At 63.1% G+C, this 21,185-nt stretch carries 16 protein-coding genes; 14 read left to right on the top strand and 2 right to left on the bottom strand.

The window, feature by feature from the left end; all coding sequences use genetic code 11:
- The first annotated feature begins 92 nt into the window (after nt 1–92).
- A complete protein-coding gene (locus tag LPA37_RS08915) occupies nt 93–1,601 on the top strand; it encodes an NAD-dependent succinate-semialdehyde dehydrogenase (protein ID WP_229012384.1) in 1,509 nt (502 codons plus the stop codon).
- Between the two features lie 41 nt (nt 1,602–1,642).
- Complete coding sequence (locus tag LPA37_RS08910; protein WP_229012324.1) at nt 1,643–3,040, top strand: aspartate aminotransferase family protein; 1,398 nt, start codon at nt 1,643–1,645, stop codon at nt 3,038–3,040.
- A 141-nt stretch (nt 3,041–3,181) separates the two neighbouring features.
- Here LPA37_RS08910 and LPA37_RS08905 read toward each other — a convergent pair whose 3' ends face one another.
- Nucleotides 3,182–4,276 (bottom strand): alcohol dehydrogenase family protein, encoded by a 1,095-nt coding sequence (locus LPA37_RS08905; protein ID WP_228982337.1) that lies wholly within the window; start codon nt 4,274–4,276, stop codon nt 3,182–3,184.
- Between the two features lie 61 nt (nt 4,277–4,337).
- Entirely contained in the window at nt 4,338–5,558 is a 1,221-nt protein-coding gene (doeA, locus tag LPA37_RS08900; RefSeq protein WP_228982334.1) for an ectoine hydrolase DoeA, read from the bottom strand.
- 392 nt (nt 5,559–5,950) lie between these two features.
- Here doeA and ehuA point away from each other — a divergent pair, with 392 nt between their 5' ends.
- The 12 genes from ehuA to LPA37_RS08840 all read left to right on the top strand — a co-directional run bounded on the left by ehuA (nt 5,951) and on the right by LPA37_RS08840 (nt 21,158).
- Nucleotides 5,951–6,853 carry an ectoine/hydroxyectoine ABC transporter ATP-binding protein EhuA gene (ehuA, locus tag LPA37_RS08895; protein ID WP_324251773.1) on the top strand — a complete coding sequence of 301 codons (903 nt, stop codon included), beginning with the start codon at nt 5,951–5,953 and terminating at the stop codon, nt 6,851–6,853.
- A 69-nt stretch (nt 6,854–6,922) separates the two neighbouring features.
- Nucleotides 6,923–7,765 (top strand): ectoine/hydroxyectoine ABC transporter substrate-binding protein EhuB, encoded by an 843-nt coding sequence (ehuB, locus tag LPA37_RS08890; RefSeq protein ID WP_228982333.1) that lies wholly within the window; start codon nt 6,923–6,925, stop codon nt 7,763–7,765.
- Between the two features lie 73 nt (nt 7,766–7,838).
- Nucleotides 7,839–8,498, top strand: coding sequence for an ectoine/hydroxyectoine ABC transporter permease subunit EhuC (gene ehuC / locus LPA37_RS08885; RefSeq protein WP_228982331.1), 660 nt, complete (start codon nt 7,839–7,841; stop codon nt 8,496–8,498).
- Between the two features lie 4 nt (nt 8,499–8,502).
- The gene (ehuD, locus tag LPA37_RS08880; protein ID WP_228982329.1) at nt 8,503–9,162 is read left to right on the top strand and encodes an ectoine/hydroxyectoine ABC transporter permease subunit EhuD; all 660 of its coding nucleotides are present in this window, start codon (nt 8,503–8,505) and stop codon (nt 9,160–9,162) included.
- A gap of 3 nt (nt 9,163–9,165) precedes the next feature.
- Nucleotides 9,166–9,957, top strand: coding sequence for an ectoine utilization protein EutA (gene eutA, locus LPA37_RS08875; protein ID WP_229012323.1), 792 nt, complete (start codon nt 9,166–9,168; stop codon nt 9,955–9,957).
- A gap of 223 nt (nt 9,958–10,180) precedes the next feature.
- Nucleotides 10,181–11,488, top strand: a complete 1,308-nt coding sequence (locus tag LPA37_RS08870) for an MFS transporter (protein ID WP_229012322.1) — start codon at nt 10,181–10,183, stop codon at nt 11,486–11,488.
- A gap of 181 nt (nt 11,489–11,669) precedes the next feature.
- Entirely contained in the window at nt 11,670–12,713 is a 1,044-nt protein-coding gene (locus LPA37_RS08865; RefSeq protein WP_229012321.1) for a LacI family DNA-binding transcriptional regulator, read from the top strand.
- Nucleotides 12,714–12,926: 213 nt separating this feature from the next.
- A complete protein-coding gene (locus LPA37_RS08860; RefSeq protein WP_228982321.1) occupies nt 12,927–14,102 on the top strand; it encodes a porin in 1,176 nt (391 codons plus the stop codon).
- 98 nt (nt 14,103–14,200) lie between these two features.
- Nucleotides 14,201–16,009 (top strand): L-arabinonate dehydratase, encoded by a 1,809-nt coding sequence (gene araD, locus LPA37_RS08855; RefSeq protein WP_228982319.1) that lies wholly within the window; start codon nt 14,201–14,203, stop codon nt 16,007–16,009.
- 17 nt (nt 16,010–16,026) lie between these two features.
- Nucleotides 16,027–16,758, top strand: coding sequence for a ribonuclease activity regulator RraA (locus LPA37_RS08850; protein ID WP_228982316.1), 732 nt, complete (start codon nt 16,027–16,029; stop codon nt 16,756–16,758).
- 73 nt (nt 16,759–16,831) lie between these two features.
- Nucleotides 16,832–18,148: an MFS transporter gene (locus tag LPA37_RS08845; RefSeq protein ID WP_229012320.1), complete on the top strand. Its 1,317-nt coding sequence runs from the start codon at nt 16,832–16,834 to the stop codon at nt 18,146–18,148.
- Between the two features lie 226 nt (nt 18,149–18,374).
- Complete coding sequence (locus LPA37_RS08840; RefSeq protein ID WP_229012319.1) at nt 18,375–21,158, top strand: LuxR C-terminal-related transcriptional regulator; 2,784 nt, start codon at nt 18,375–18,377, stop codon at nt 21,156–21,158.
- Nucleotides 21,159–21,185 lie beyond the last annotated feature (27 nt).

Here is a 21,185-nt window from a genome sequence, read left to right as displayed (position 1 = left end):
AAAAAACACCGGTTTTGCGACGCCACAACCAGAAAAACCGCCTCGCCACCGGAAGTACAGTGACAGACATACATCGCACGCAGGAGATCGTCATGTTGCTGGGTCATCCGGTTTTATTCAAATCGCTGTGTTACGTCGACGGACGCTGGGTACATAGCGCGAGCGCCGCGAGTGTCGCCGTGCAGAATCCGGCGAATCAGGCGGTGCTCGGCCACGTGCCGATGCTCGACGCCTCGCAAATCACCGAAGCAGTCGATGCGGCGCAGCGTGCGTTCTCTACATGGCGCTGGCTGCCGGTCGCTAAACGCTCGGCACTGCTGTTGCGCTGGCATGAGCTGATCCTGTGCCATCAGCATGACCTGGCTGCGATTCTGTCGCTCGAGCAGGGCAAGCCGCTCGCCGAAGCGCGGGGCGAAATCGCCTACGGCGCGAGTTTCGTCGAATGGTTCGCGCATGAAGTGCGACGTCTGAACGGCCGCACGATTCCCACGCATATCGACGGCGCGCACCTGGGCACGGTGATCGAGCCGGTCGGTGTGGCGGCGCTGATCACGCCGTGGAATTTCCCCTGCGCGATGATTACGCGCAAGGCCGCCGCCGCGCTCGCCGCCGGTTGCAGCGTGGTGGTGAAGCCCGCGCATGAAACGCCGTTCTCCGCGCTCGCGCTCGCACAACTCGCGGAAGAAGCGGGCTTTCCCGCAGGCGTATTCAATGTCGTGCTCGGCGAGCCGCAAATGGCGATGGAAACGCTGGTGCGCGATACCCGGGTGCGCTCGGTGAGCTTCACGGGTTCAACGCGCGTCGGCGCGCGGGTCATGCAGACCGCGGCCCAGGCCGGCATCAAGAAGACGGCACTCGAACTCGGCGGCAACGCGCCCTTCATCGTGACCGAAGATGCCGATCCCGATCAGGCTGTACGCGTCGCGATCGCGGCGAAGTTTCAGACTTCGGGTCAGGACTGCTGCGCGGCGAATCGCATCTTCGTTGCCCGCCCGCTGTACGAAGCGTTCGTCGCGCAATATAGCGAAGCCGTGAAAGCGCTGAAGGTCGGTGCTGCATTCGAAGCGGACGTGGACGTCGGTCCGCTGATGCATCAGGCGGCGTTCGACGCCACCGCGCAGCGCATTGCCGACGCGAAAGAGAAGGGCGCGCGCATTACGGCCGGCGGCGCGGCCCATGAACGCGGAGGCTGGTTTTTCGAACCGACCGTGGTCGCGGACGCCGCGCCCGGCATGCGCATCTACGACGAAGAAAACTTTGCGCCGATCTCGGCGGTCTCGCCGTTCGACTCGCTCGACGAAGCCATTGAACGCGCGAACGACACCGAATACGGCCTCGCCGCGTATGTCTGCGCGAAAGATCTCAACACGGTGTTTCAACTGATTCGCCGTCTCGACTTCGCCATGGTGTCGGTAAACGGCGCGAAATTCACCGGCGCGCCGATTCCATTCGGCGGCATCAAATCATCCGGACTCGGCCGCGAAGGCGGGGTCGAAGGCTTCGAGCCGTTTGTCGAAACCCGTTATTTCTGCCTCGGCCAACTCGGTTTGCCGGTAACCGGCAGCCTTCCCGCTCACCGCGCAGCGGCTGCGACCGCCTGAGCCCATCCAGTCCTCTCATCGATCATATAAAGGAGCTTCTCATGACCCAGCTCGACCAACTCTTCGACGCCGATCGCGCGCACTTCATGCATCCCTCGACGCACGCTCACGACCATGCGAGCGGGGCACTGCCCGGGCGCATCGTGACCGGTGCGAAAGGCATTCGCATCGAAGACCATCAAGGCAAGACGTTTATCGACGCTTTCGCGGGTCTGTATTGCGTGAACATCGGCTATGGCCGCACCGAGGTTGCCGAAGCGATCTACGAGCAGGCGAAGAAGCTGGCGTACTACCACACGTACGTCGGTCACTCGACGGATACGATCATCGAACTGTCGTCGCGCATCATCGACTGGGCGCCGCAGGGCATGAAGAAGGTGTACTACGGCATGTCCGGTTCGGACGCGAACGAAACGCAGATCAAGCTCGTCTGGTATTACAACAACGTGAAGGGCCGCCCGGACAAGAAGAAAATCATCTCGCGCCAGCGCGGGTATCACGGTTCGGGAATCGTCACCGGCAGTCTGACCGGCTTGCCGAGCTTCCATCAGTATTTCGATTTGCCGGTCGAGCGTGTCAAGCATACGGTGTGTCCGCACTGGTACCGGCAGGCGCCGGCCGGCATGAACGAGGCGCAATTCGTTGCGTACTGTGTGGAGGAACTGGAAAAACTGATTGCGAAGGAAGGCGCGAATACGATCGCGGCCTTCATCGCCGAACCGGTGATGGGCACGGGCGGCATCCTGCCGCCGCCGGCGGGTTACTGGCCGGCGATCCAGCAGGTGCTGAAGAAGCACGACATCCTGATGATCTGCGATGAAGTGGTGTGCGGTTTCGGCCGACTCGGCTCGAAGATGGGCGCGCAACACTACGGCATCACGCCGGATCTGATCACCGTGGCGAAGGGTTTGACCAGCGCGTATGCGCCGCTGTCGGGCGTGATCGTCAGCGAAGGCGTGTGGGACGTGATCGACAAGGCATCGCAGGAATCCGGCGCGATGGGGCATGGCTGGACCTACTCGGGTCACCCGATCTGCGCCGCCGCGGCGCTCGCGAACCTCGATATTCTCGAGCGTGAGAATCTCACGCAGAACGCGGCGCAAACCGGTGCGTATCTGCTCGAACAGTTGCACACGGCGTTCGATTCTCATCCGCTGGTCGGCGAAGTGCGCGGCGTGGGCATGCTGGCCGCGCTCGAATTCATGGCCGACAAGGACGGGCGTCAACCATTCGATGCGACGCTGAAGGTCGGCCCGCGCGTCTCCGCTGCCGCGTTGCAGCGCGGGTTGATCGCGCGCGCCATGCCGCACGGCGACATCCTGGGCTTCGCGCCGCCGTTGATCACCACGCGTGATGAGGTGGACGAAATCGTGAAGCTGGCACGTGAAGCGGTGGATGAAGTCGCGTCGCAGGTTCTGGCTCCAGCAGCCTCCGCGTAACGAAGCGACGCGCCGGTGTGTGCCGCAGCGAGTGGCGGCACACACCGGTGTTCCAGTCGATGATCGTATGGGAAGCGAGTAGAAAACAGCCGGGCCAGCGGATGATCGCTGGCCCGGCTGTGTGTTATGCAGGCCCGCTATTCAGGCCTGTTTTGTGGCTTGCGTGTAGTGCCGGTCTGGAATCACAACGATGTTGCCCACGAAGCGCCTGGCCATGAATTGCGTTTGCGCTTCATGGAACTGCGACAGGGGATACATCGCAGCCAGAATGGGCTTGATCGTGCCGGCCTGGATATAACCGAGCACGCGTTTGAAGGCGCCGCGCGTCCCTTGCGAAGACCCGTTCAGCTGTAACTGCTTCAGGTACATCGTGCGCAGGTCCAGCTGGACTACCGGTCCGGCAATGGCACCGGCCGTGGTGTAACGGCCTTCCGGCCGAAGCACATTGAGCAGCTTGCCGAACAGCGCGCCGCCGACCAGGTCGGCCACGATATCGACCGGCCGCCCACCGGTCATCCGTTCTACTTCCGTGGCGAAATTCTCGCTGTCGCGAAGCATCACGCCTTGCGCGCCGAGTTTGAGCACCGCATCTTCCTTGCCCTTGCTGACCACGGCATACGGAATCGCCCCGCGTGCGCGGCACAGTTGAATGATTCCCGAGCCGACACCGCCGGAGGCGCCCGTGATGAGCACCGTTTCGCCGCTTTTTACCGCAGCGCGTTCGATCATCTGTTCGCCGGTGTGATACGCGCACCAGAACGTCGCGAGTTCGGCGTCGGAGTAAGTGGAATCGACACGATGTGCGCTCTCCGCGGGCACTGCGGTGTATTCGGCGTAACCGCCGTCGCGGCCGTGGCCGATGTAGTCGATATCGGCGAGGCTGTCGTCGTCGCGGTTATAAATCGATGCATCGACGATCACGCGTTCGCCGATACGGGCATCGCTGACCCCGCTGCCCACCGCGACCACACGTCCGACAATATCCGCGCCCTGAATGCGCGGGAACGACAGCGTCGAGCGGCCGCGCCGCCAGGTGGAGACGGCTTGCGGATCGTCGTCCGTACCGTATGCGCCCTCGCGGACCCATACGTCGGTATTGTTCAGCCCGCAAGCGGTGACTTCGAGCAACACTTCGCCGGCCTGGCAGGCGGGAACCGGCACGTCGTCGCGATAGACGAGTTTGTCGAGGCCGCCGTGGTCGGTCAGCACGACGGCCTTCATTGTTCTGGGAAGCATGTTTTCCCTTTAACGTGTCCCTGTGCGCGACGCGGCCGCGGCGGCACAGGGGTAGGTGAGCTTATGGTTTGACGAACAGCTTGCGCGGCGTGTTGCAGAACGTCTCGACACCGGACTCCGTAATCAGAATGCTTTCGGTGATTTCGAGTCCCCAGTCGTCGAGCCACAGTCCGGGCATGAAGTGAAACGTCATGCCCGGTTCGAGGACCGTCTTGTCCCCCGGCCGCAGGCTCATCGTGCGTTCGCCCCAGTCAGGCGGATAGCTCGCACCGATCGGATAGCCGCAGCGGCTGTTTTTCTCGATGCCGTATTTGTGCAGCATCGCGAAGAACGCGTTGGCGATGTCTTCGCACGTGTTGCCGGGTCTGGCGGCGGCGAGGCCTGCCTCGATGCCTTCCACCACCGCGCGCTCGCCGTCGATGAAATGCTTCGGCGGCTTGCCGAGGTACACGGTGCGCGATTGCGGGCAGTGATAGCGCTTGAAGCAGCCGGCGATTTCGAAGAACGTGCCCGCGTCCCTGGCGAAGGGCGTGTCGTCCCAGGTCAGATGCGGGGCCGCGGCATCGGCGCCGGTCGGCAACAGCGGCACGATTGCCGGATAGTCGCCACCGTAACCGTCGACGCCGGTAATACCCGCCGAGTAGATCTCGGCGACGAGATCGTTCTTGCGCATGCCGGGTTCGATCCGCTCGACGATATGCGCATGCATCTTTTCGACGATGCGTGCGGCCACGCGCATGTATTCGATTTCACGCGGCGACTTGACGGCGCGCTGCCAGTTCACGAGGCTGGTTGCGTCCTGCCATTTCGCCTTCGGCAGATGAGCGACGAGCGAGCGATAAGCCGCGGCGCTGAAATAGTAGTTGTCCATTTCCACGCCGATCTTCAACGCGCCCCAGCCGCGCGCTTCGATTACCTCACGCGCGAGGTAGTCCATCGGATGCCGCACGGCCGACTGCACGTAATGATCCGGATATCCGACTATCTGCCCGTGCTCCATGAACACGGTGCGCTTTGCACCGTTCGCGTCCTGGCCACGGCCGAACCAGACCGGTTCGCCGTCCAGCGCGAGCAGCACGCACTGATGCACGTAGAACGACCAGCCGTCATAACCGGTGAGCCACGCCATGTTGGTCGGATCGGAGACGATCAGCAATTCGATCCCTGCCGCCTGCATTGCCTTGCGCGTCTTGCCGATACGGGCGGCGTATTCGGCACGTTCGAATGGCAGGCGTACGACGGGCGCCGTGGTCCGCGGTTCCTGTTGCGTTGTATCTGACATCTTCCCCTCTCTCTTCGTGACGTCGTTGCGAAAGGCGGTGCCTCGTGCACGCAATGAGACACCTGCAGGCTTTGATGGCCGCAGTCTAATGCCGCGAAAAACGGCTTTTAATGTGCTAGTTCAATCTTCGCCACCGACCTGAACCGGGGGCGTGGAACCTGGCGACATCGTCAGCTTTTTCGCGCTGCGCTTATAGGTGTTGTCCCTGACCCGCACGCCGGCTTCTTGCCCGGACAGCCTTTCGCCTTATGGCGTGGCCCGGTTTTCGCGGGGAAAAGAATTGTTCTAGAGCAATCGGATACCGAATATGGCTTTGTATTCTCGTTTGCAGAGTTGTTCTCGCAGCACCCCATTCAATGAGGTCAGGTATGACGAACGGGAACCGGATCGATATGAACACCGCGCGAGTCACCGACATGCTGGGCGTTTCAGGCGTCGCCCCGGCGACCCTTCCCCCGGACTGCCCGGCCGCATCTGGCGACACCTTTTTGCCACGCCGGGAGGCGTCGATGACGAAGCCGTTGATCAGTATTGATCGCATCACGAAGCGTTATGGCGCGCTGACCGTGCTCGACGAACTCTCGCTCGACGTGATGCCGGGCGAGAAGCTCGCGCTGATCGGCCCGTCGGGTTCCGGCAAGACCACGATCCTGCGCATTCTGATGACGCTCGAATCGATCGATGGCGGCCACATCGAAGTAGACGGCGAGCAGCTGTTTCATATGCCGCGCGGCGGCCAGATGGTGCCTGCGAACGAGCGCCATCTGCAGAGGATGCGCGAGAAGATCGGCATGGTCTTCCAGCACTTCAATCTGTTTCCGCACAAGAGCGTGCTCGATAACGTGACGCTCGCGCCAATGCTGACCAAGGGCGAGAGCCGCGAGTCGGCGGAAAAGCGTGCGCTGGAACTACTCGACATGGTCGGAATGGCCGACAAGGCAAAGAGCCGTCCGGCGCAACTGTCCGGCGGCCAGAAGCAGCGCGTGGCAATCGCGCGGGCGCTTGCCCTCGCACCGAGAATCATGCTGTTCGACGAAGTGACTTCAGCGCTCGATCCCGAGCTTGTGGAAGAAGTGCTGAACGTGATGCAGCGGCTCGCCAGACAGACCGACATGACGATGTTGCTCGTCACGCATGAAATGGGTTTCGCACACGATTTTGCCGACCGTGTGCTGTTTTTCGACCGCGGCAGGATCGTGGAGGAGGGCAAGCCCGAAGATATCTTCAGTCATCCAGAGCATGAGCGCACCAAGGCATTTCTTCGCAAGATCATCGCGGGGGGGCGCCGGATCTGACCGTCGTATACCACACCACGCCACACACGCCTGTCGTTGCACACCACCACGCTTTAGGAGCCAAAAATCATGAAATTGAAAGGGATTCTGATCACGGGGACGTTGTCGCTGCTGACCTTGACCGGCCTTGCGGTCGCCGCGCAGGACAAACTGGCGCAACTCAGGGAGCAAGGTTTCGCGCGCATCGCGATCGCCAACGAACCGCCGTTTACCGCGGTCGGCGCCGACGGCAAGGTGACGGGCGCCGGGCCTGATGTGGCGCGTGCGGTGTTCAGGAAGCTGGGTGTCAACGATATCGTCGCGTCGATCTCCGAGTATGGCGCGATGATTCCGGGCCTCGCGGTGGGACGGCATGATGCGATCGCAGCGGGTCTCTTCATGACGCCGCAGCGCTGCGCCGCCGTCGCGTATTCGGAGCCGGTGCTGTGCGCGGTGGAGGCGTTCGCCGTCAAGAAGGGCAACACCAAAAGCATCAAGACCTACGAGGAAATCGCCAGGGATCCTGCGGCTGTGATCGGCGTCGAAGGCGGCACGACCGAACAGAAACTCGCGACCGCCGCGCATATTCCGACCGAACGCGTCATCATCGTGCCGGACGGTCAGAGTGGACTGAAGATGCTGCAGGACGGTCGCATCGATGCGTTCGCACTGCCGCTGTTGTCGATCAGCGACCTGCTCACCAAAGCGAAAGACGCGAACCTCGAATCGATCGCGCCGGTGCAGGGCACGCCCGTGCAATGCGACGGCGTGGCATTTCGCAAGCAGGACACCGCACTGCGCGATGCTTTCGACGTCGAACTGAAGAAGATGAAGGAATCCGGCGAGTTCGCAAAGATCGTCGAGCCGTACGGATTCTCGGCAAAGGCGGCGATGTCGACGACCCGCGACAAGTTGTGCGCGGCGAAGAACTAGATCTGCCCAGGCCGTCTGGCACGCTATGCAGTAGCACGCCAGACGGTCATTCCGTTGCCTGCGAGGTGCGCTCATGAACGACTGGTCCGGCTATCTGCTGCTGATTCTGAAAGGCGCGGAGGCAACCGTTGAACTCACTGTGATGGGGACGGTGCTTGCGCTCGTGATGGCCTTCGTCGCGGGACTCGGGCGGCTGTCCCGATTCCTTGCGGTGCGCGCGCTCGCTACCTCGTATATCGAGTTTTTCCGCGGCACGTCGGTATTCGTCCAGCTGTTCTGGGCGTATTTCGTATTGCCGATGGTCGGATTCACACTGACGCCGCTCCAGGCCGGCGTGCTCGCACTCGGCCTGAACGTGGGCGCGTACGGCGCCGAAGTAGTACGTGGCGCGATCGTCGCGATCGGCGACGAGCAGCGGAGTGCATGCGTCGCGCTGAATCTGTCCACGTATCAGCGCATGCGTCACGTGATCCTGCCGCAAGCCTTGCCGCTGATGCTGCCGACCTTTGGCAACAACGCGATCGAGCTGCTCAAGGGCACGGCAGTCGTCTCGCTGATCTCGCTTGGCGACATGACGTTCCAGGCGCAGGTCGTACGCGCGCAAACCGGCAATACGCTGATACCGTTCGCGACGATTCTCGCGCTGTATTTCGCAATGGCCTGCCTGATTTCGTTCGGCGTGCGCAAGCTTGAACGCCGGATGACCTTTGGTCTCGACGGGATGAGGAGATAACCGTATGGAATGGGACTGGAGTTTCGCGCGCGAGATCATGCCGATCCTGCTGCAGGGCCTGAAGATCACCGTGCTCGCGACCCTGCTTGGCGCGGTGGTGGCGGCGGTGACCGGCATGGCGTTCGCGATCCTGAAGCTTTCGCCGAATCGCGCGGTGTCGCGTACCACAACGGCCGTGGCGAGCTTTATTCGTGGCACCCCGTTGCTCGTGCAGCTTTACTTTGTTTTCTATGTGTTGCCCGATATCGGTATCCGGATGCCGGCGCTCGCCGCCGGTGTACTCGCGCTCGGCGTTCATTACGCGACGTATACGGCCGAGGTTTACCGGACCGGCATTGAAAACGTACCCCGTGGGCAATGGGAAGCCGCCCGGGCGTGCAACCTGAGTCCGGTGCAGATGTGGCGGCACATCATCTTGCCCGAAGCGGTCCCGCCGATGCTGCCCGCGCTCGCGAACTATCTGATTTCGATGTTCAAGGAAACGCCGTTGCTATCGGCGATCACGGTTCTCGAATTGATGAACGAGGCGAAGATCGTCGCGAACACGGACTACCGTTACCTCGAACCGATGACGCTCGTCGGCGTGCTGTTTCTGTGTATCAGCCTTGTCGCGGTGGTCGGTGTACGGCTGCTCGAAAAACGTTATCCCCATCTCGGGCACTAGACGATGCCGACCGTGATCCATCCGTTAAGCAAAACGCCGCAACTCGACGAGCGTGCGCTCGAAAAGCGCATCGGCCTCGTGATCCTCGCAACCGATCACACGACCGAGCCGGACTTTGCGGCACTCGTCGCGAATGAGCGTATCGGTATCTACGTGAATCGCGTGCCGTATGCAAACCCGGTAACACGGGAGAATCTGCTCGCGATGCAGCCGTCGCTGACCGCCGGCGCCGCGCTGATCCTGCCCGGCGAAGCGCTCGACGTGGTGATGTATTCGTGCACGTCGGCGTCCGTCATGATCGGCGACGCGGAGATCGAACGGGCGATTCATGCGGCGAAACCCGAGGCACAGGTCGTCACGCCGACGGCCGCCGCGGTGACCGCGCTAAAAGCGCTTGGCGCGCGCCGCATCAGCGTGCTGACGCCTTATACCGTTGAAACCAGCCAGCCGATGGCCGGGTACTTCACTGCACAAGGTTTCATCATCGACCGCTTCACGTGCCTCGGTTTGACCGATGACCGGGAGATGGCGCGGATTTCGCACGACGATATCGTCGCGTGCGCGCTTGACGCAATGGCTGAAGAATCCGACGCGCTCTTCATCTCCTGCACGGCGGTACGGGCGGCGGCTGTCATCGCGAAAATCGAGACTTCGATCGGCAAGGCGGTCGTGAGCAGCAATCTCGCCACTGCCTGGATGTGTCTGCGTCTTTGCGGCGACAGCGCGGCCAGACCTGCGCGGGGGCGGTTGATGACGCTGCCACTGGTTGAACGTCAGGCCAGACAGGAACGCTGAAGGCTACGCCAGGCGGACGGTCGGTCCCATGCAAGATACTCGCGGTCCCATCCCCAACGTCGAACCCGCTAACCACGACCACTGAGTCGACATGGAGCAGGGGCATGTTGACCACATGAAATGACAGCGATACCATTCCGGTCTATACTTGCGCGGCGAGGTGCGCTGTCTGCTAATTTGAAATGACAGCGATACCATCGATAAAAAACTTGCGGAGACACGGATGAAAATCATGGAAGCCACTTCCGTTGCCAGAAAAGCGGCCAGCGGACGATACAGATGGACCATTTGCGCGCTCATCTTTTTTGCGACGACGATCAACTACATGGATCGCCAGATGCTGGGGTTGCTGGCCCCACTGCTGCAAAAGGATATTGGCTGGAACCAGATCCAGTACGCGCAGACCGTGATGGTGTTCACGGTCACCTATGCAGTGGGCCTTGCGACGTTTGGCCGGATCGCTGACCGGTTCAGCACCAAAGTGGTCTACGGTGGTGCGATGGCGATGTGGAGCCTCGCCGCGATGCTGCACGCGGTGGCGGCGACCGTCCCGGGCTTCGCGGCCGTGCGCGGTTTTCTGGGCTTCAGCGAGGCGGCGAACTTCCCGGTCGCCATCCGCACCACGGCCACGTGGTTTCCGAAGAAGGAACGCGCGCTGGCCACCGGCCTGTGGAACATGGGCGCCACCATCGGCGGGATCGTCGCGCCGGCGTTCGTGCCGATTGCCGCGGTCATGTGGGGCTGGCGTGCGACCTTCGTCGTGGCAGGGGCGACCGGTTTCGTCTGGCTGGCGGTGTGGCTGCTGGTGTACCGTCCTCCCGCGGAGCATCCGTCGGTATCGGCGGGCGAACTGGCGTACATCAATGCGGACCAGGACGAAGGCGTCGAGCAATCCGTGAGCTGGCTTTCGGTGCTGAAGTACCGCGAAACCTGGGCGTTCATTTTCGGCAAGCTGCTGACCGATCCGGTGTGGTGGTTCTATCTGTTCTGGCTGCCCAAATGGCTCAACGAGTCGCGGCACATCGACATCAGCAATCTGGGTCTGCCGCTGATCGTCATTTATGCGATGGCATCCGGCGGCAGTGTGGCGGGCGGCTGGCTGTCGTCCAGTCTGATGAAGCGCTCCAGCAAGCCGAATGTCGCACGCAAGGTCGCAATGGGCATCTGCGCGGTGTGCGTCCTGCCGATTGCCACGCTCTCGCATTTTCAAAGCCTGTGGTATGCGGTGTTCGCCGTCGGTCTGGCCGCCGCGGCTCACCAGGGGTGGTCCGCGAATCTTGTCACCACGGTCGGCGACGTGTTCCCGCGCCGGCTGGTTGGCACCGTGATCGGTATCGGCGGCGTGGCAGGCATGGTCGGCTCGTTCTTCTACTCAGGCGTAATCGGCGAGACGTTGCAGCGCACGGGTCAGTACTGGGCGCTCTTCGCGGTTGGTGCGTCGGCCTATCTGGTCGCGCTCGGTGTCATTCATCTGCTGATGCCGCGCATGACGCCGGTGAAGCTGCGCGGGCAGCACACTACGTCGGCCTGAACGCTGCGTTGAAGCCGGCAACGGCTTGTGTTGTGTCCTGGTTTTGTTGCGGGAAGGCCCGCGGCGTAAGGTAGACTCTGATTCGCGCACAATCTGGAAGGACGGCCCGGGAAGAAGTTACCGGGCCGTCCTTCCGGGAATTTCCGCGTAACAATTGTGCAGACCGTGAATCAGACTATTAATGCCCAGCCCAAAAGAAAAAGTGGCGCCGTTTGCCGGCAAACGGCCGCGTGGCGGATCACGGGAGATCCGTCTAACTGAAGTCGCGACGCTGGCGCGCGTATCGCCGATCACGGTGTCGCGCGCGCTCAACAATCCTCAGGTTGTCGCGCCGGAAACGCTCAAACGTATCCAGCTTGCCGTCCAGCAGCTCGGCTATGTGCCGAACCGGCTCGCCGGCAGCCTGTCGTCGTCCAGGTCGCGGCTCATCGCCGCAATCGTGCCGACCGTCACGCATTCGCTGTTCGCGGCATCCATCCAGGCATTCAGCAACGCGATGTCACGCGCCGGCTATCAGGTTTTGCTGGGCCTGAGCGGGTACAGCGACGTCGACGAGTGCCAGGTGCTGGACGCGTTGTTGAGCCGGCGTCCGGAAGCGATGCTGCTGATCGGCGTCGCGCGTTCGTCAGCGCTGCGTGCACGGCTGCTGAACGTCAATATTCCCACCGTCGAAACATGGGACATGACCGACACGCCCGTCGACATGCTGGTCGGCTTCTCGCACCACGACGCGGGGGTCGCTGTGGCGGAGCGCTTTCTGGCGCGCGGCAAGCGGCGTCCAGCCATTATCTCGGCCAACGACGAACGTGCGATGGCCCGTCGCGAGGGCTTCATTGAGACCATGGCGCGTCATGGCATCGACAATGTCGCGCAGGTCCTCGTCAAGCCGCCAAGCTCGGTGGCGCAGGGGCATAACTCGTTTGCCACGATTCTCGCGGAGCGCCCGGATGTCGATGCAGTGTTCTGCGGCTCCGATCTGCTCGCGCTCGGCGTACTGAGCGAGGCGAGGGCCCGCGGCCTCGATGTGCCGTCGCGGCTCGCCGTGTGCGGCTTCGGCGATCTCGAGTTCTCGGCCGACCTGGTGCCGGCCCTGACCACGGTTCAAATGGACGGCAGCCGCATCGGCATCACCGCCGCGCATTGTTTGATCGACCGGCTCGACGGCTCGCCGGCGCGGCCGAAGATCGATATCGGCTTCACGCTGGTCGGACGCGAGACGGCCTGAGGGGAGCGTTCAGCTCACCTTGCAACACACGATTCACGTAATGCCAAGGGTTTACCCTTTGTATTTTGTTTAAATGATTGCGTTATCATTTCTAAACTGCTCCGGCAGTTTTTTTGACGTTGACGATGATATCGATGTCATTGAGCGGGCGGGCCACGCGTACCTCGCAGGCAAGCGCCTGCATTTACAAAAACAGGATGAAGGAGACGCGTGATGACGAAGCACGGAAAAATAAAGGCATTACTGATCGCAGGTGCGGCACTGGGTGCCGGCGCGGCGAATGCGCAAAGCAGCGTGACCCTGTACGGGGCGGTGGACGACGCGTTCGTCTACGCCAACAACCAGAAGGGTCATTCGAACTTCTATCTGCGCCAGGGCAATCTGTATGCGTCGAAGTGGGGCCTGCGCGGCGTGGAGGACATCGGCGGCGGCACCAGCGTGATCTTCGATTTGCAGAACGGCTTCGATCTCAATAGCGGCGCCCTGTCGTCGTCCTCGCAGATCTTCAACCGCGAAGCGTTCGTGGGTTTGCAGAACCAGCAATACGGCACGTTCACGATGGGCCGCCAGTACACGCCGTACTACCTGTTCGTCGGGCCGCTTGCGTCGAGTACCTGGCTGACCGGCGCGACCGGCGCGCATCCTGGCGACATCGACGGGCTCGACACGACGATTCGCATCAACAACGCGCTGGTCTATACGACGCCGACCTGGAACGGCCTGCAGGCCAGCGGCATGTACGCGCTCGGCGGCATTGCGGGCAGCACCGGCAAGGGGCAGACGATCAGCGCGGGCGTCAAGTATGCGACTGGTCCCATCGGCCTCGCGGCGGGCTATCTGCGCATGGACAACGCGCAACAGACCACGGGCTTCGATCCGGCGTCCACCGGCAGCTTCGGCACGTCTTCGCTGAACACGGGCTACGCGTCGGCGAAGACGATCCAGCACATCGCGGCCGCCGCCAACTACACGATCGGCAACCTGATGATGGGCGTCACGTATACGAACGTCGAATACGTGTCGGGCAACCACTCGATTTTCCGCGACACCGCTGTGTTCAACACCTACGCCGCGCTCGCCACGTACCGCTTCACGCCGGCTTTCGATGTGGCTGGTGCGTTCTCGTACACGCTGGCGTCGAAGGCGAACGGCATCTCCAGTGCGGCGCGCTATCAGCAGTACTCGCTGAAGGAGGCCTATCACCTGTCGAAGCGCACCTCGCTGTATGCACTGGAGGCGTATCAGCGTGCCAGCGGCCAGACGCTGGGCGCGAATGGCGCAGGCAATATCATCGACGCGACGCCCTCGGTTGGCGATTCGCAGAACGCGACACCGTCGTCGACAAATTCGCAATTCGTCGGCATGGTGGGGATCGCATTCCTGTTCTAGCCGGGTGAGGCGCACGGGGGTGCGCTTGCGCATCCTCGCTGTACCCGTGCCCCAGCGCCCCGGAACCGGCAATCTTTATCTTATAGGTGGAACTCAGCTTGACCTCGAACCGAAAACTTCCCGAAGAGCTTCGTAGTTACCGCTGGTACGGCGTGAACGATCTGCGCTCATTCGGTCATCGCTCGCGAACCGCGCAGATGGGTTACCACGCGTCGGATTACATGGGTAAGCCAGTGATCGCCGTGGTCAACACCTGGAGTGAGATCAATTCCTGCCATACGCACTTCAAGCAGCGCGTCGAAGAGGTGAAGCGCGGTATCTGGCAGGCGGGCGGCTTTCCGGTCGAGATGCCGGTGATGACGCTTGCCGAGCCGTTCCAGAAACCGACCACGATGCTGTACCGCAACTTCCTCGCGATGGAAACCGAGGAACTGCTGAAGTCCTATCCGTTCGATGGCTGCGTGCTGATGGGCGGCTGCGACAAGACCACGCCCGGCCTGCTGATGGGCGCGCTCAGCATGAACCTGCCGGCGATCTTTCTGCCGGCCGGGCCGATGCTGCGCGGCAACTGGAACGGCCGGACGCTGGGCAGCGGTTCGGACACGTGGAAATACTGGGCCGAGTTGCGTGCGGGCAAAATCACCGAGGAAGAGTGGAAGGGCATCGAAAGCGGCATCGCGCGCTCGCCGGGTCACTGCATGACGATGGGCACGGCCTCGACGATGACGAGCGCCACCGAGGCGCTCGGCCTGACACTGCCGGGATTCTCGTCGATTCCCGCGGTGGATTCGCGGCACGCGCAGTTTGCCTCGCTGACCGGCCAGCGCATCGTCGAGATGGTATGGACCGACCTGAAGCCGTCGGACATCCTGACCGCGAAGTCCTTCGACAACGCCATCACCACCGTGCTGTCGATGTCCGGCTCGACGAATGCGATCGTCCATCTCGTGGCGGTGGCGCGCCGCGCCGGCATCGACCTGACGACAGCGCGCTTCGATGAACTCGCGCGCATTACACCGGTTCTGGGCAATCTGCGCCCATCCGGCCAGTATCTGATGGAAGACTTTTTCTACGCAGGCGGCTTGCGCGCGCTGCTCGCCGAACTGGGCGAGCTGATCGACGGCACGCAGATGACCGTCAACGGCTCGACGCTCGGCGCCAACATCGAGGGCGCGGAAATTTTCGATGACGACGTCATCCGCAAGCGTGGCAATCCGCTCGTCGCGAGCGACGCGCTTGCGGTATTGACCGGCAATCTCGCGCCGGACGGTGCGGTCATCAAACCGGCCGCGATGGAAGCACATCTGCTGAAGCACCGCGGCCCGGCCGTGGTATTTCGCGACTACGCCGACATGGCGGCGCGCATCGACACGGAAGAACTCGACGTGACCGCCGATTCGGTGATCGTGCTGCAGCACGCCGGCCCGATCGGCGCACCCGGCATGCCGGAGTGGGGCCAGTTGCCGATTCCGCAGAAGCTCCTGAAGCAGGGCGTGCGCGACATGTTGCGGATTTCCGATGCGCGCATGAGCGGCACGAGCTACGGTGCGTGCGTGCTGCACGTGGCGCCCGAATCGTTCGTCGGTGGCCCGCTCGCACTGGTGAAGGATGGCGACATGATCGAACTCGACGTGTCGGCCCGCCGCCTGCATCTCGATATCAGCGTGCTGGAACTGGCGGCGCGCAAGGCCGCATGGATGCCGCCAAAACGGCCGTTCGAGCGCGGCTTCGGCGTCATGCATCAACTGCACGTGACGCAGGCGAACAAGGGCTGCGATTTCGACTTCCTCGAAGAGCCTGTGAGGCCTCCCGCGGAGTCCGCCCCGGCATCTCTTCAGCAGACCACGCAAGATGCGCCGCAAGACACGTCGCAAGCGGCGAAGCGCAACGAGCCGGAAATTCACTAACCCATTCAGGGCACTTCATGACTGCATCCGATATCACCGTCAGCGACGCCACGCTTGAGCAGCTCCGGCATGTCAGCACGGCCACGCTCACCACGCAGCTGTTCAAACGTGGCCTGCGCAACGTGTTTTTGCAGGGCGTCGCGCCGCTCGTCAAACCCGCGCCGGGCGCGGCGAATCTGGTGGGCCCGGCGTTCACGCTGCGCAACATTCCCGCGCGTGAGGACATCGACCACGTCGGGATATTCCAGGACCCCGACCACCCGCAGCGCAAGGCGGTCGAAACCGCGCCGCCGGGTAGCGTGCTGGTGCAGGACTGCCGGGGCGAGCGCACGGTGGCCTCGGTCGGTTCGATTCTCGCGCTGCGGCTCGCGAAACGGGGTGTCGCGGGCATGGTTTCCGACGGACCGGTGCGCGACAGCGGCACGATCGCGGAACTCGGTCTGCCGCTGTGGTGCGCCGGCGCGAGTGCACCGCTGAATCTGGCGAAACATCATGCGGTCGACGTGAACGTGCCGATCGCATGCGGCGGCGTGGCGGTGTATCCGGGCGACATCGTCGTCGCGGACGTGGATGGCGTCGTGATCGTGCCGCGCGCGATGGCCGAAGGCGTCGCGCGCGATTCGATCGAGCAGGAGCAGCTCGAGGTTTTCATCTCGCAGCGTATCGACGAAGGCCGGCCGTTACGCGGCACGTACCCGCCGAACGAAGAAACGCTGGCTGCTTACGCACAATGGCTCGCGCAAAAATAACAGGACGCTGAAGGTCTTTTCGATCCGTCCCACAGCAATCGCCCGCGCGGACAGCGCGGGCGCAGGAGGCACCGTGAATATCGTTGCGCCGGCAATCGGCGAAGCGCGCCTGATTAATCGTCTGGCGCTCAGATTGATGCCGCTCCTCGGCCTGCTTTATCTGGTGGCGTACATCGACCGCTCCAATATCAGCTTCGCCAAGCTGCAGATGCTCGACAGTCTCGGGCTCTCCGAGGTGGCCTATGGACTCGGCGCGTCGCTGTTCTTCATCGGCTATCTGCTGTTCGAGGTACCCAGCAACCTGATGCTTCACAAGTACGGTGCGCCGCGCTGGATGGCCCGCATCATGCTGAGCTGGGGCATCGTCACCGTGCTGCTCGCGTTCACCCGCAGCGCGCCGATGTTTTACGTGCTGCGGTTCCTGCTCGGCGCCTCGGAGGCGGGGCTGTATCCGGGCGTGATCTACTATCTGACGCTGTGGTTTCCGGCGCGGCATCGGGTACGGATGCTCGGATATTTCACGGTCGGCAGCAGTCTGGGCAACATGATCGGTGCGCCGATTTGCGGCTGGCTGCTCGACAAGGGTGGACTCGCCGGCCTGCACGGCTGGCAACTCGTCTTCCTCGTGACGGGCGTGCCGTCGATCCTGCTCACGTTCGTCGTACTGTTCCTGCTGCCCGCGTCGCCGGACCAGGCAAGATTCCTTGCCGTCGACGAAAAACAATGGCTCACCCAGACGCTCGCCGCCGAACGCGCGCAGGCGGATGTACCGGGCTCCGGCCATGCTTCCCTCCTCAGTGTGCTGGTGCAGCCGCGCGTGATCGGCATGGCGCTGTACTACATGATGCTGTCCATTTCCGTGTACGGCGTGAGCTACTGGTTGCCGACGCTCGTCAAGGGGTTCGGCGTCAGCAACACGACCAACGGCCTGCTGAACATCATTCCGTGGCTGATGGCGACCATCGTGCTGGCGTGGCTGCCCTCGAAGCTAAGAGGCGGTGACCGGGCGATCACCGCGATGCTGATCGCGGCGCTGCTCGGCGTCGCCTGCTTCCTGAGCGCGGTGTTTCTGCCGACCAATACGCTGCGTTTCGCCGCGCTCTGTTTCGGCGCGCCCTGCATGTATCTGCTGATTCCGTGTTTCTGGACGCTGCCTTCGAAGTTCCTGTTCGGCGCGCAGGCCGCGGCGGGCATTGCGGCGATCAATTCGCTCGGCAATATCGGGGGCTTCATTGCGCAGAATCTGGTGCCGTGGGTTCGCGAGACCACTGGCAGCGTCAAGACGCCCATGTTGATTCCCGCGTCATGCCTGCTGCTGTTCGCGGCGATTACGGTGCCGATCCTGTGTCGTGCGAAGGGCGCGAGCGTGGCCGGGACCGGGCGCCGGTGACGTCGTAGTCGTCCAGCGACCGGCGAGGAGATTGCCGGACCGTGATTCGCGAGCGGCGAAACCGGTCTGCCCCCACCCCACCCTACCCACCCGCATTGGGTGGGTAGGCCGCGAAATGGCCCGAAGTGCGGCGGCGTAATCCTATACTCCTGCCAGTGCGCTCCGTGGCGACGGTACGTGTCGTCACACCGTGCCCACGTTCTTTGGTCCCTTTCGTTTTTCCAGCATGTCCGAATCCGGTGAACACTCAGTAGACGTGCGCGTCTCGCCCAGACCTGCAATCGGGCCCGTGACCGGCACGAGGCTGGTCCCGCCCCGTGGGACGCGGCAACTGATGCCGCGCGAAGCCCTGCTGACGCGGCTGCTCGAAGCGCGGCGGCAGCGGTGCGTGGTGATTCAGGGGCCGGCGGGGAGTGCCAAGACCAGCACCATGATCGCCTTGCGGCAGGCCATGCTGACGCTGGACTTCGATGTGGCCTGGCTTTCGCTGGTGCCAGAGGACGACGACCTGACCTCATTCTTTAACGGCCTGCTCGCAAGCCTCGCGAGCGTGGACCCGGCGATTGTCCGCGAAGCGGAGTTGCTCGCTGGCCGCGGCAGCGACGAGACCGCAGTTGAGCATTGTGTGATCACACTCGTGCGCGGCATTGCCCGCCGCAAACGCGAACTGGTCCTGATGCTCGACGATGTTCATTACCTCGGGAACGCCCGGATCCTGGAGGCATTGCGCTGGCTGCTCGACTACGCACCGCCGCAGCTTCACGTGGTGCTGGCCTCGCGACGGGCGTTGCCGGTGTCGCTGGCGCGCCTGCGCTCGCAAGGTCTGGCGACAGAACTCGACCGCCGGGATTTGCGGTTTTCGGTCGAGGAGTCCGAGCGGTTCCTGCGCGAGCAACTCGGTGACATTGCAAAACGTGATGCGCAGGTCGTGCACGAACTGACCGACGGCTGGGCGGCAGGCCTGCAACTGTTCGCCATCGACATCAAGACCAGAAAAGGTGCAGCTTTCGCGCCTGCGACGGTGCGCGATGCCGAGACCTTCGCGCATTACTTTGAACGCGAGGTGCTGGGGCGCCTCGCACCCGGCGATCTTCTTCTGCTTACCCATGCGGCCCTATGCGAGCAATTTTGCGCGCCGCTGTGTGCATGCCTGATGCGATATGCCGGCGCCGATGGCGACGTCGTGTCCCGACTCGGTCGCCTGGAAGGAGACAATCTGTTCATTACGCAGACCGGCATCGGGCAGGGCGGCGAAACATGGTATCGCCTGCATCCCTTGCTGCGCGAGGTGCTTCAGCGCCGGATCGCTGGCCTGCCGGGCGTGGAGCGGCGCGAACTGCACGCAGCGGCCTGGGCATGGCTCAGCGAGCGAGGTTACGTCGACGAAGCCGTGCATCAGGCCGTCCTCGCAGATAACGCGCATGCTGCCGCGGATCTGGTGGAAGGGTGCGCGCACGATCTGCTTGCACGAGGCGAACTTGGACAGCTTGCGGGCCTGATGCGCCGGTTGCCGCCAGCGCAGATTGCCGCGCGCTTCGACCTGCGCGTGATCATGGCGTATCTGCAGATGTATGCCGGTGAAACCGGAGCGCTCATGCGGAGCATCCAGCAGATCGCGGCCGGTAGTGAGCGGCCCGATCCACGTCAGCGCTACGCGCTCGCGCTGCTTCGCGGCGGCCTCGCGCTGCAGCGCGACGATACCGATTCTGTTGTGGCGTTGCTGCCGGAACTGCAGCGTGCCCCTTCGGACGCGGACGATTTCACCCATGCCGGTCGCAGCAATATCCTTTCGTGGATGTTTATCCATCGTGGCGAGTATGAACAGGCGCGCAAGGTGCTGGAGGAGGGCGCGCTGCACGGCGGCGCGCCGCGCGGCATCCTGCTCGGTCGCTGCATGAGCGGCATGACGCACGCCGCCGAGGGGCAGGTCCTGCTCGCCGAGCGCGTCTTTTGCGACGTGCTGGCGGAGGCGGAGAAACAGGGGCCGGCGTATGTCGGCATTGCGTGCATGGCCGCGGCATTGCTTGGCGAGGCGCTCTACGAACTGAACAATGTCGATGCCTCACTGCGGCTGCTGGAAGAGCGCATCGAGGTGCTCGAACGTGTGTCGATTCCGGACACCGTCCTGCGGGCTCTGGTGGTGCTCGCGAGCGCGCACTGGTTCGCGGGCCGCCGGATCGAGGCATACGACTGCCTTGAACGGCTGGAGGATTACGCGAAAGGGCATGGCGTGGATCGTCTCCTCGCCAACGCGCTATGTTTGCGATCGCGCTGGCTGCTGGAGGAAGGAAGGCTCGACGAAGCCGGGACTGCGTTGTTGCGGTGCGAAGCGCTCGCAGCACGCTACGACGGCGCCGTGCGCAGCACGGCCTGGGAGATCCAGGTCTGCGCGGAGCTCGCGCGCATTCGCATGTGTCTGCATCTGAACGACTTCGACGGCGCGATGACCCGGCTGAAGCCGCTCAGTGCGATATCCGAAGCAGGAGGACGGTGGTGCCGCGTGGCCCGCCTGCGCATGCAGATGTCGAATGCGGAGAAGGGCCGGCACAACGATAGGGCTGCGCGCGAGCATCTGGTCGAAGCTTTGCGCCTCGGCCATCGGCTGGGGCTGATGCGAAGCCTGCTGGACGAACTCGGCGAAGGCCGGCAGGTCCTCGATGCGCTGCCGCTGGAACAGGGCTTCGACCCTGTCCTCGCCTTCCATGCACAGCGGCTGATCGACGCCGGGCAGGAAACCGCGCCGGGCGAATCGCAAACCACCGCAGTGCACGTGACGTTCCAGTCGCTAAGCGAACGCGAAAACGAGGTGCTGGGTCTGCTTGCACTTGCGCTGCCCAACAAGAAGATCGCGCGCGTCATGGATGTTTCGCTCGACACGGTCAAATGGCATCTGAAGAACATCTACCGAAAGCTGGACGTGTCAGGCCGTGACGGCGCCGTCGCAAGAATGCGCGAGGCAGGTGCCGGAAAGCCGCTTTCTCATCCGCCGGTTCCCACTCCACAGGAGTAGGCTCGCTCCCACCCACCACCGCGCACA

This window comes from Paraburkholderia gardini (assembly GCF_907164545.1).
GTDB classification, from domain to species: domain Bacteria; phylum Pseudomonadota; class Gammaproteobacteria; order Burkholderiales; family Burkholderiaceae; genus Paraburkholderia; species Paraburkholderia gardini.
The sequence above is the reverse complement of the archived record's forward strand: the minus strand, read 5'-3'. Positions and strand labels throughout refer to the sequence as shown.

What these genes read in the sequence shown, in the direction of transcription:
- LPA37_RS08915 (WP_229012384.1), top strand. Translation starts at nt 93, where the DNA reads ATGTTGCTGGGTCATCCGGTTTTATTCAAATCGCTGTGTTACGTCGAC.
- LPA37_RS08910 (WP_229012324.1), top strand. Translation starts at nt 1,643, where the DNA reads ATGACCCAGCTCGACCAACTCTTCGACGCCGATCGCGCGCACTTCATG.
- LPA37_RS08905 (WP_228982337.1), bottom strand. Translation starts at nt 4,276, where the DNA reads ATGCTTCCCAGAACAATGAAGGCCGTCGTGCTGACCGACCACGGCGGC.
- doeA (WP_228982334.1), bottom strand. Translation starts at nt 5,558, where the DNA reads ATGTCAGATACAACGCAACAGGAACCGCGGACCACGGCGCCCGTCGTA.
- ehuA (WP_324251773.1), top strand. Translation starts at nt 5,951, where the DNA reads ATGAACACCGCGCGAGTCACCGACATGCTGGGCGTTTCAGGCGTCGCC.
- ehuB (WP_228982333.1), top strand. Translation starts at nt 6,923, where the DNA reads ATGAAATTGAAAGGGATTCTGATCACGGGGACGTTGTCGCTGCTGACC.
- ehuC (WP_228982331.1), top strand. Translation starts at nt 7,839, where the DNA reads ATGAACGACTGGTCCGGCTATCTGCTGCTGATTCTGAAAGGCGCGGAG.
- ehuD (WP_228982329.1), top strand. Translation starts at nt 8,503, where the DNA reads ATGGAATGGGACTGGAGTTTCGCGCGCGAGATCATGCCGATCCTGCTG.
- eutA (WP_229012323.1), top strand. Translation starts at nt 9,166, where the DNA reads ATGCCGACCGTGATCCATCCGTTAAGCAAAACGCCGCAACTCGACGAG.
- LPA37_RS08870 (WP_229012322.1), top strand. Translation starts at nt 10,181, where the DNA reads ATGAAAATCATGGAAGCCACTTCCGTTGCCAGAAAAGCGGCCAGCGGA.
- LPA37_RS08865 (WP_229012321.1), top strand. Translation starts at nt 11,670, where the DNA reads ATGCCCAGCCCAAAAGAAAAAGTGGCGCCGTTTGCCGGCAAACGGCCG.
- LPA37_RS08860 (WP_228982321.1), top strand. Translation starts at nt 12,927, where the DNA reads ATGACGAAGCACGGAAAAATAAAGGCATTACTGATCGCAGGTGCGGCA.
- LPA37_RS08850 (WP_228982316.1), top strand. Translation starts at nt 16,027, where the DNA reads ATGACTGCATCCGATATCACCGTCAGCGACGCCACGCTTGAGCAGCTC.
- LPA37_RS08840 (WP_229012319.1), top strand. Translation starts at nt 18,375, where the DNA reads ATGTCCGAATCCGGTGAACACTCAGTAGACGTGCGCGTCTCGCCCAGA.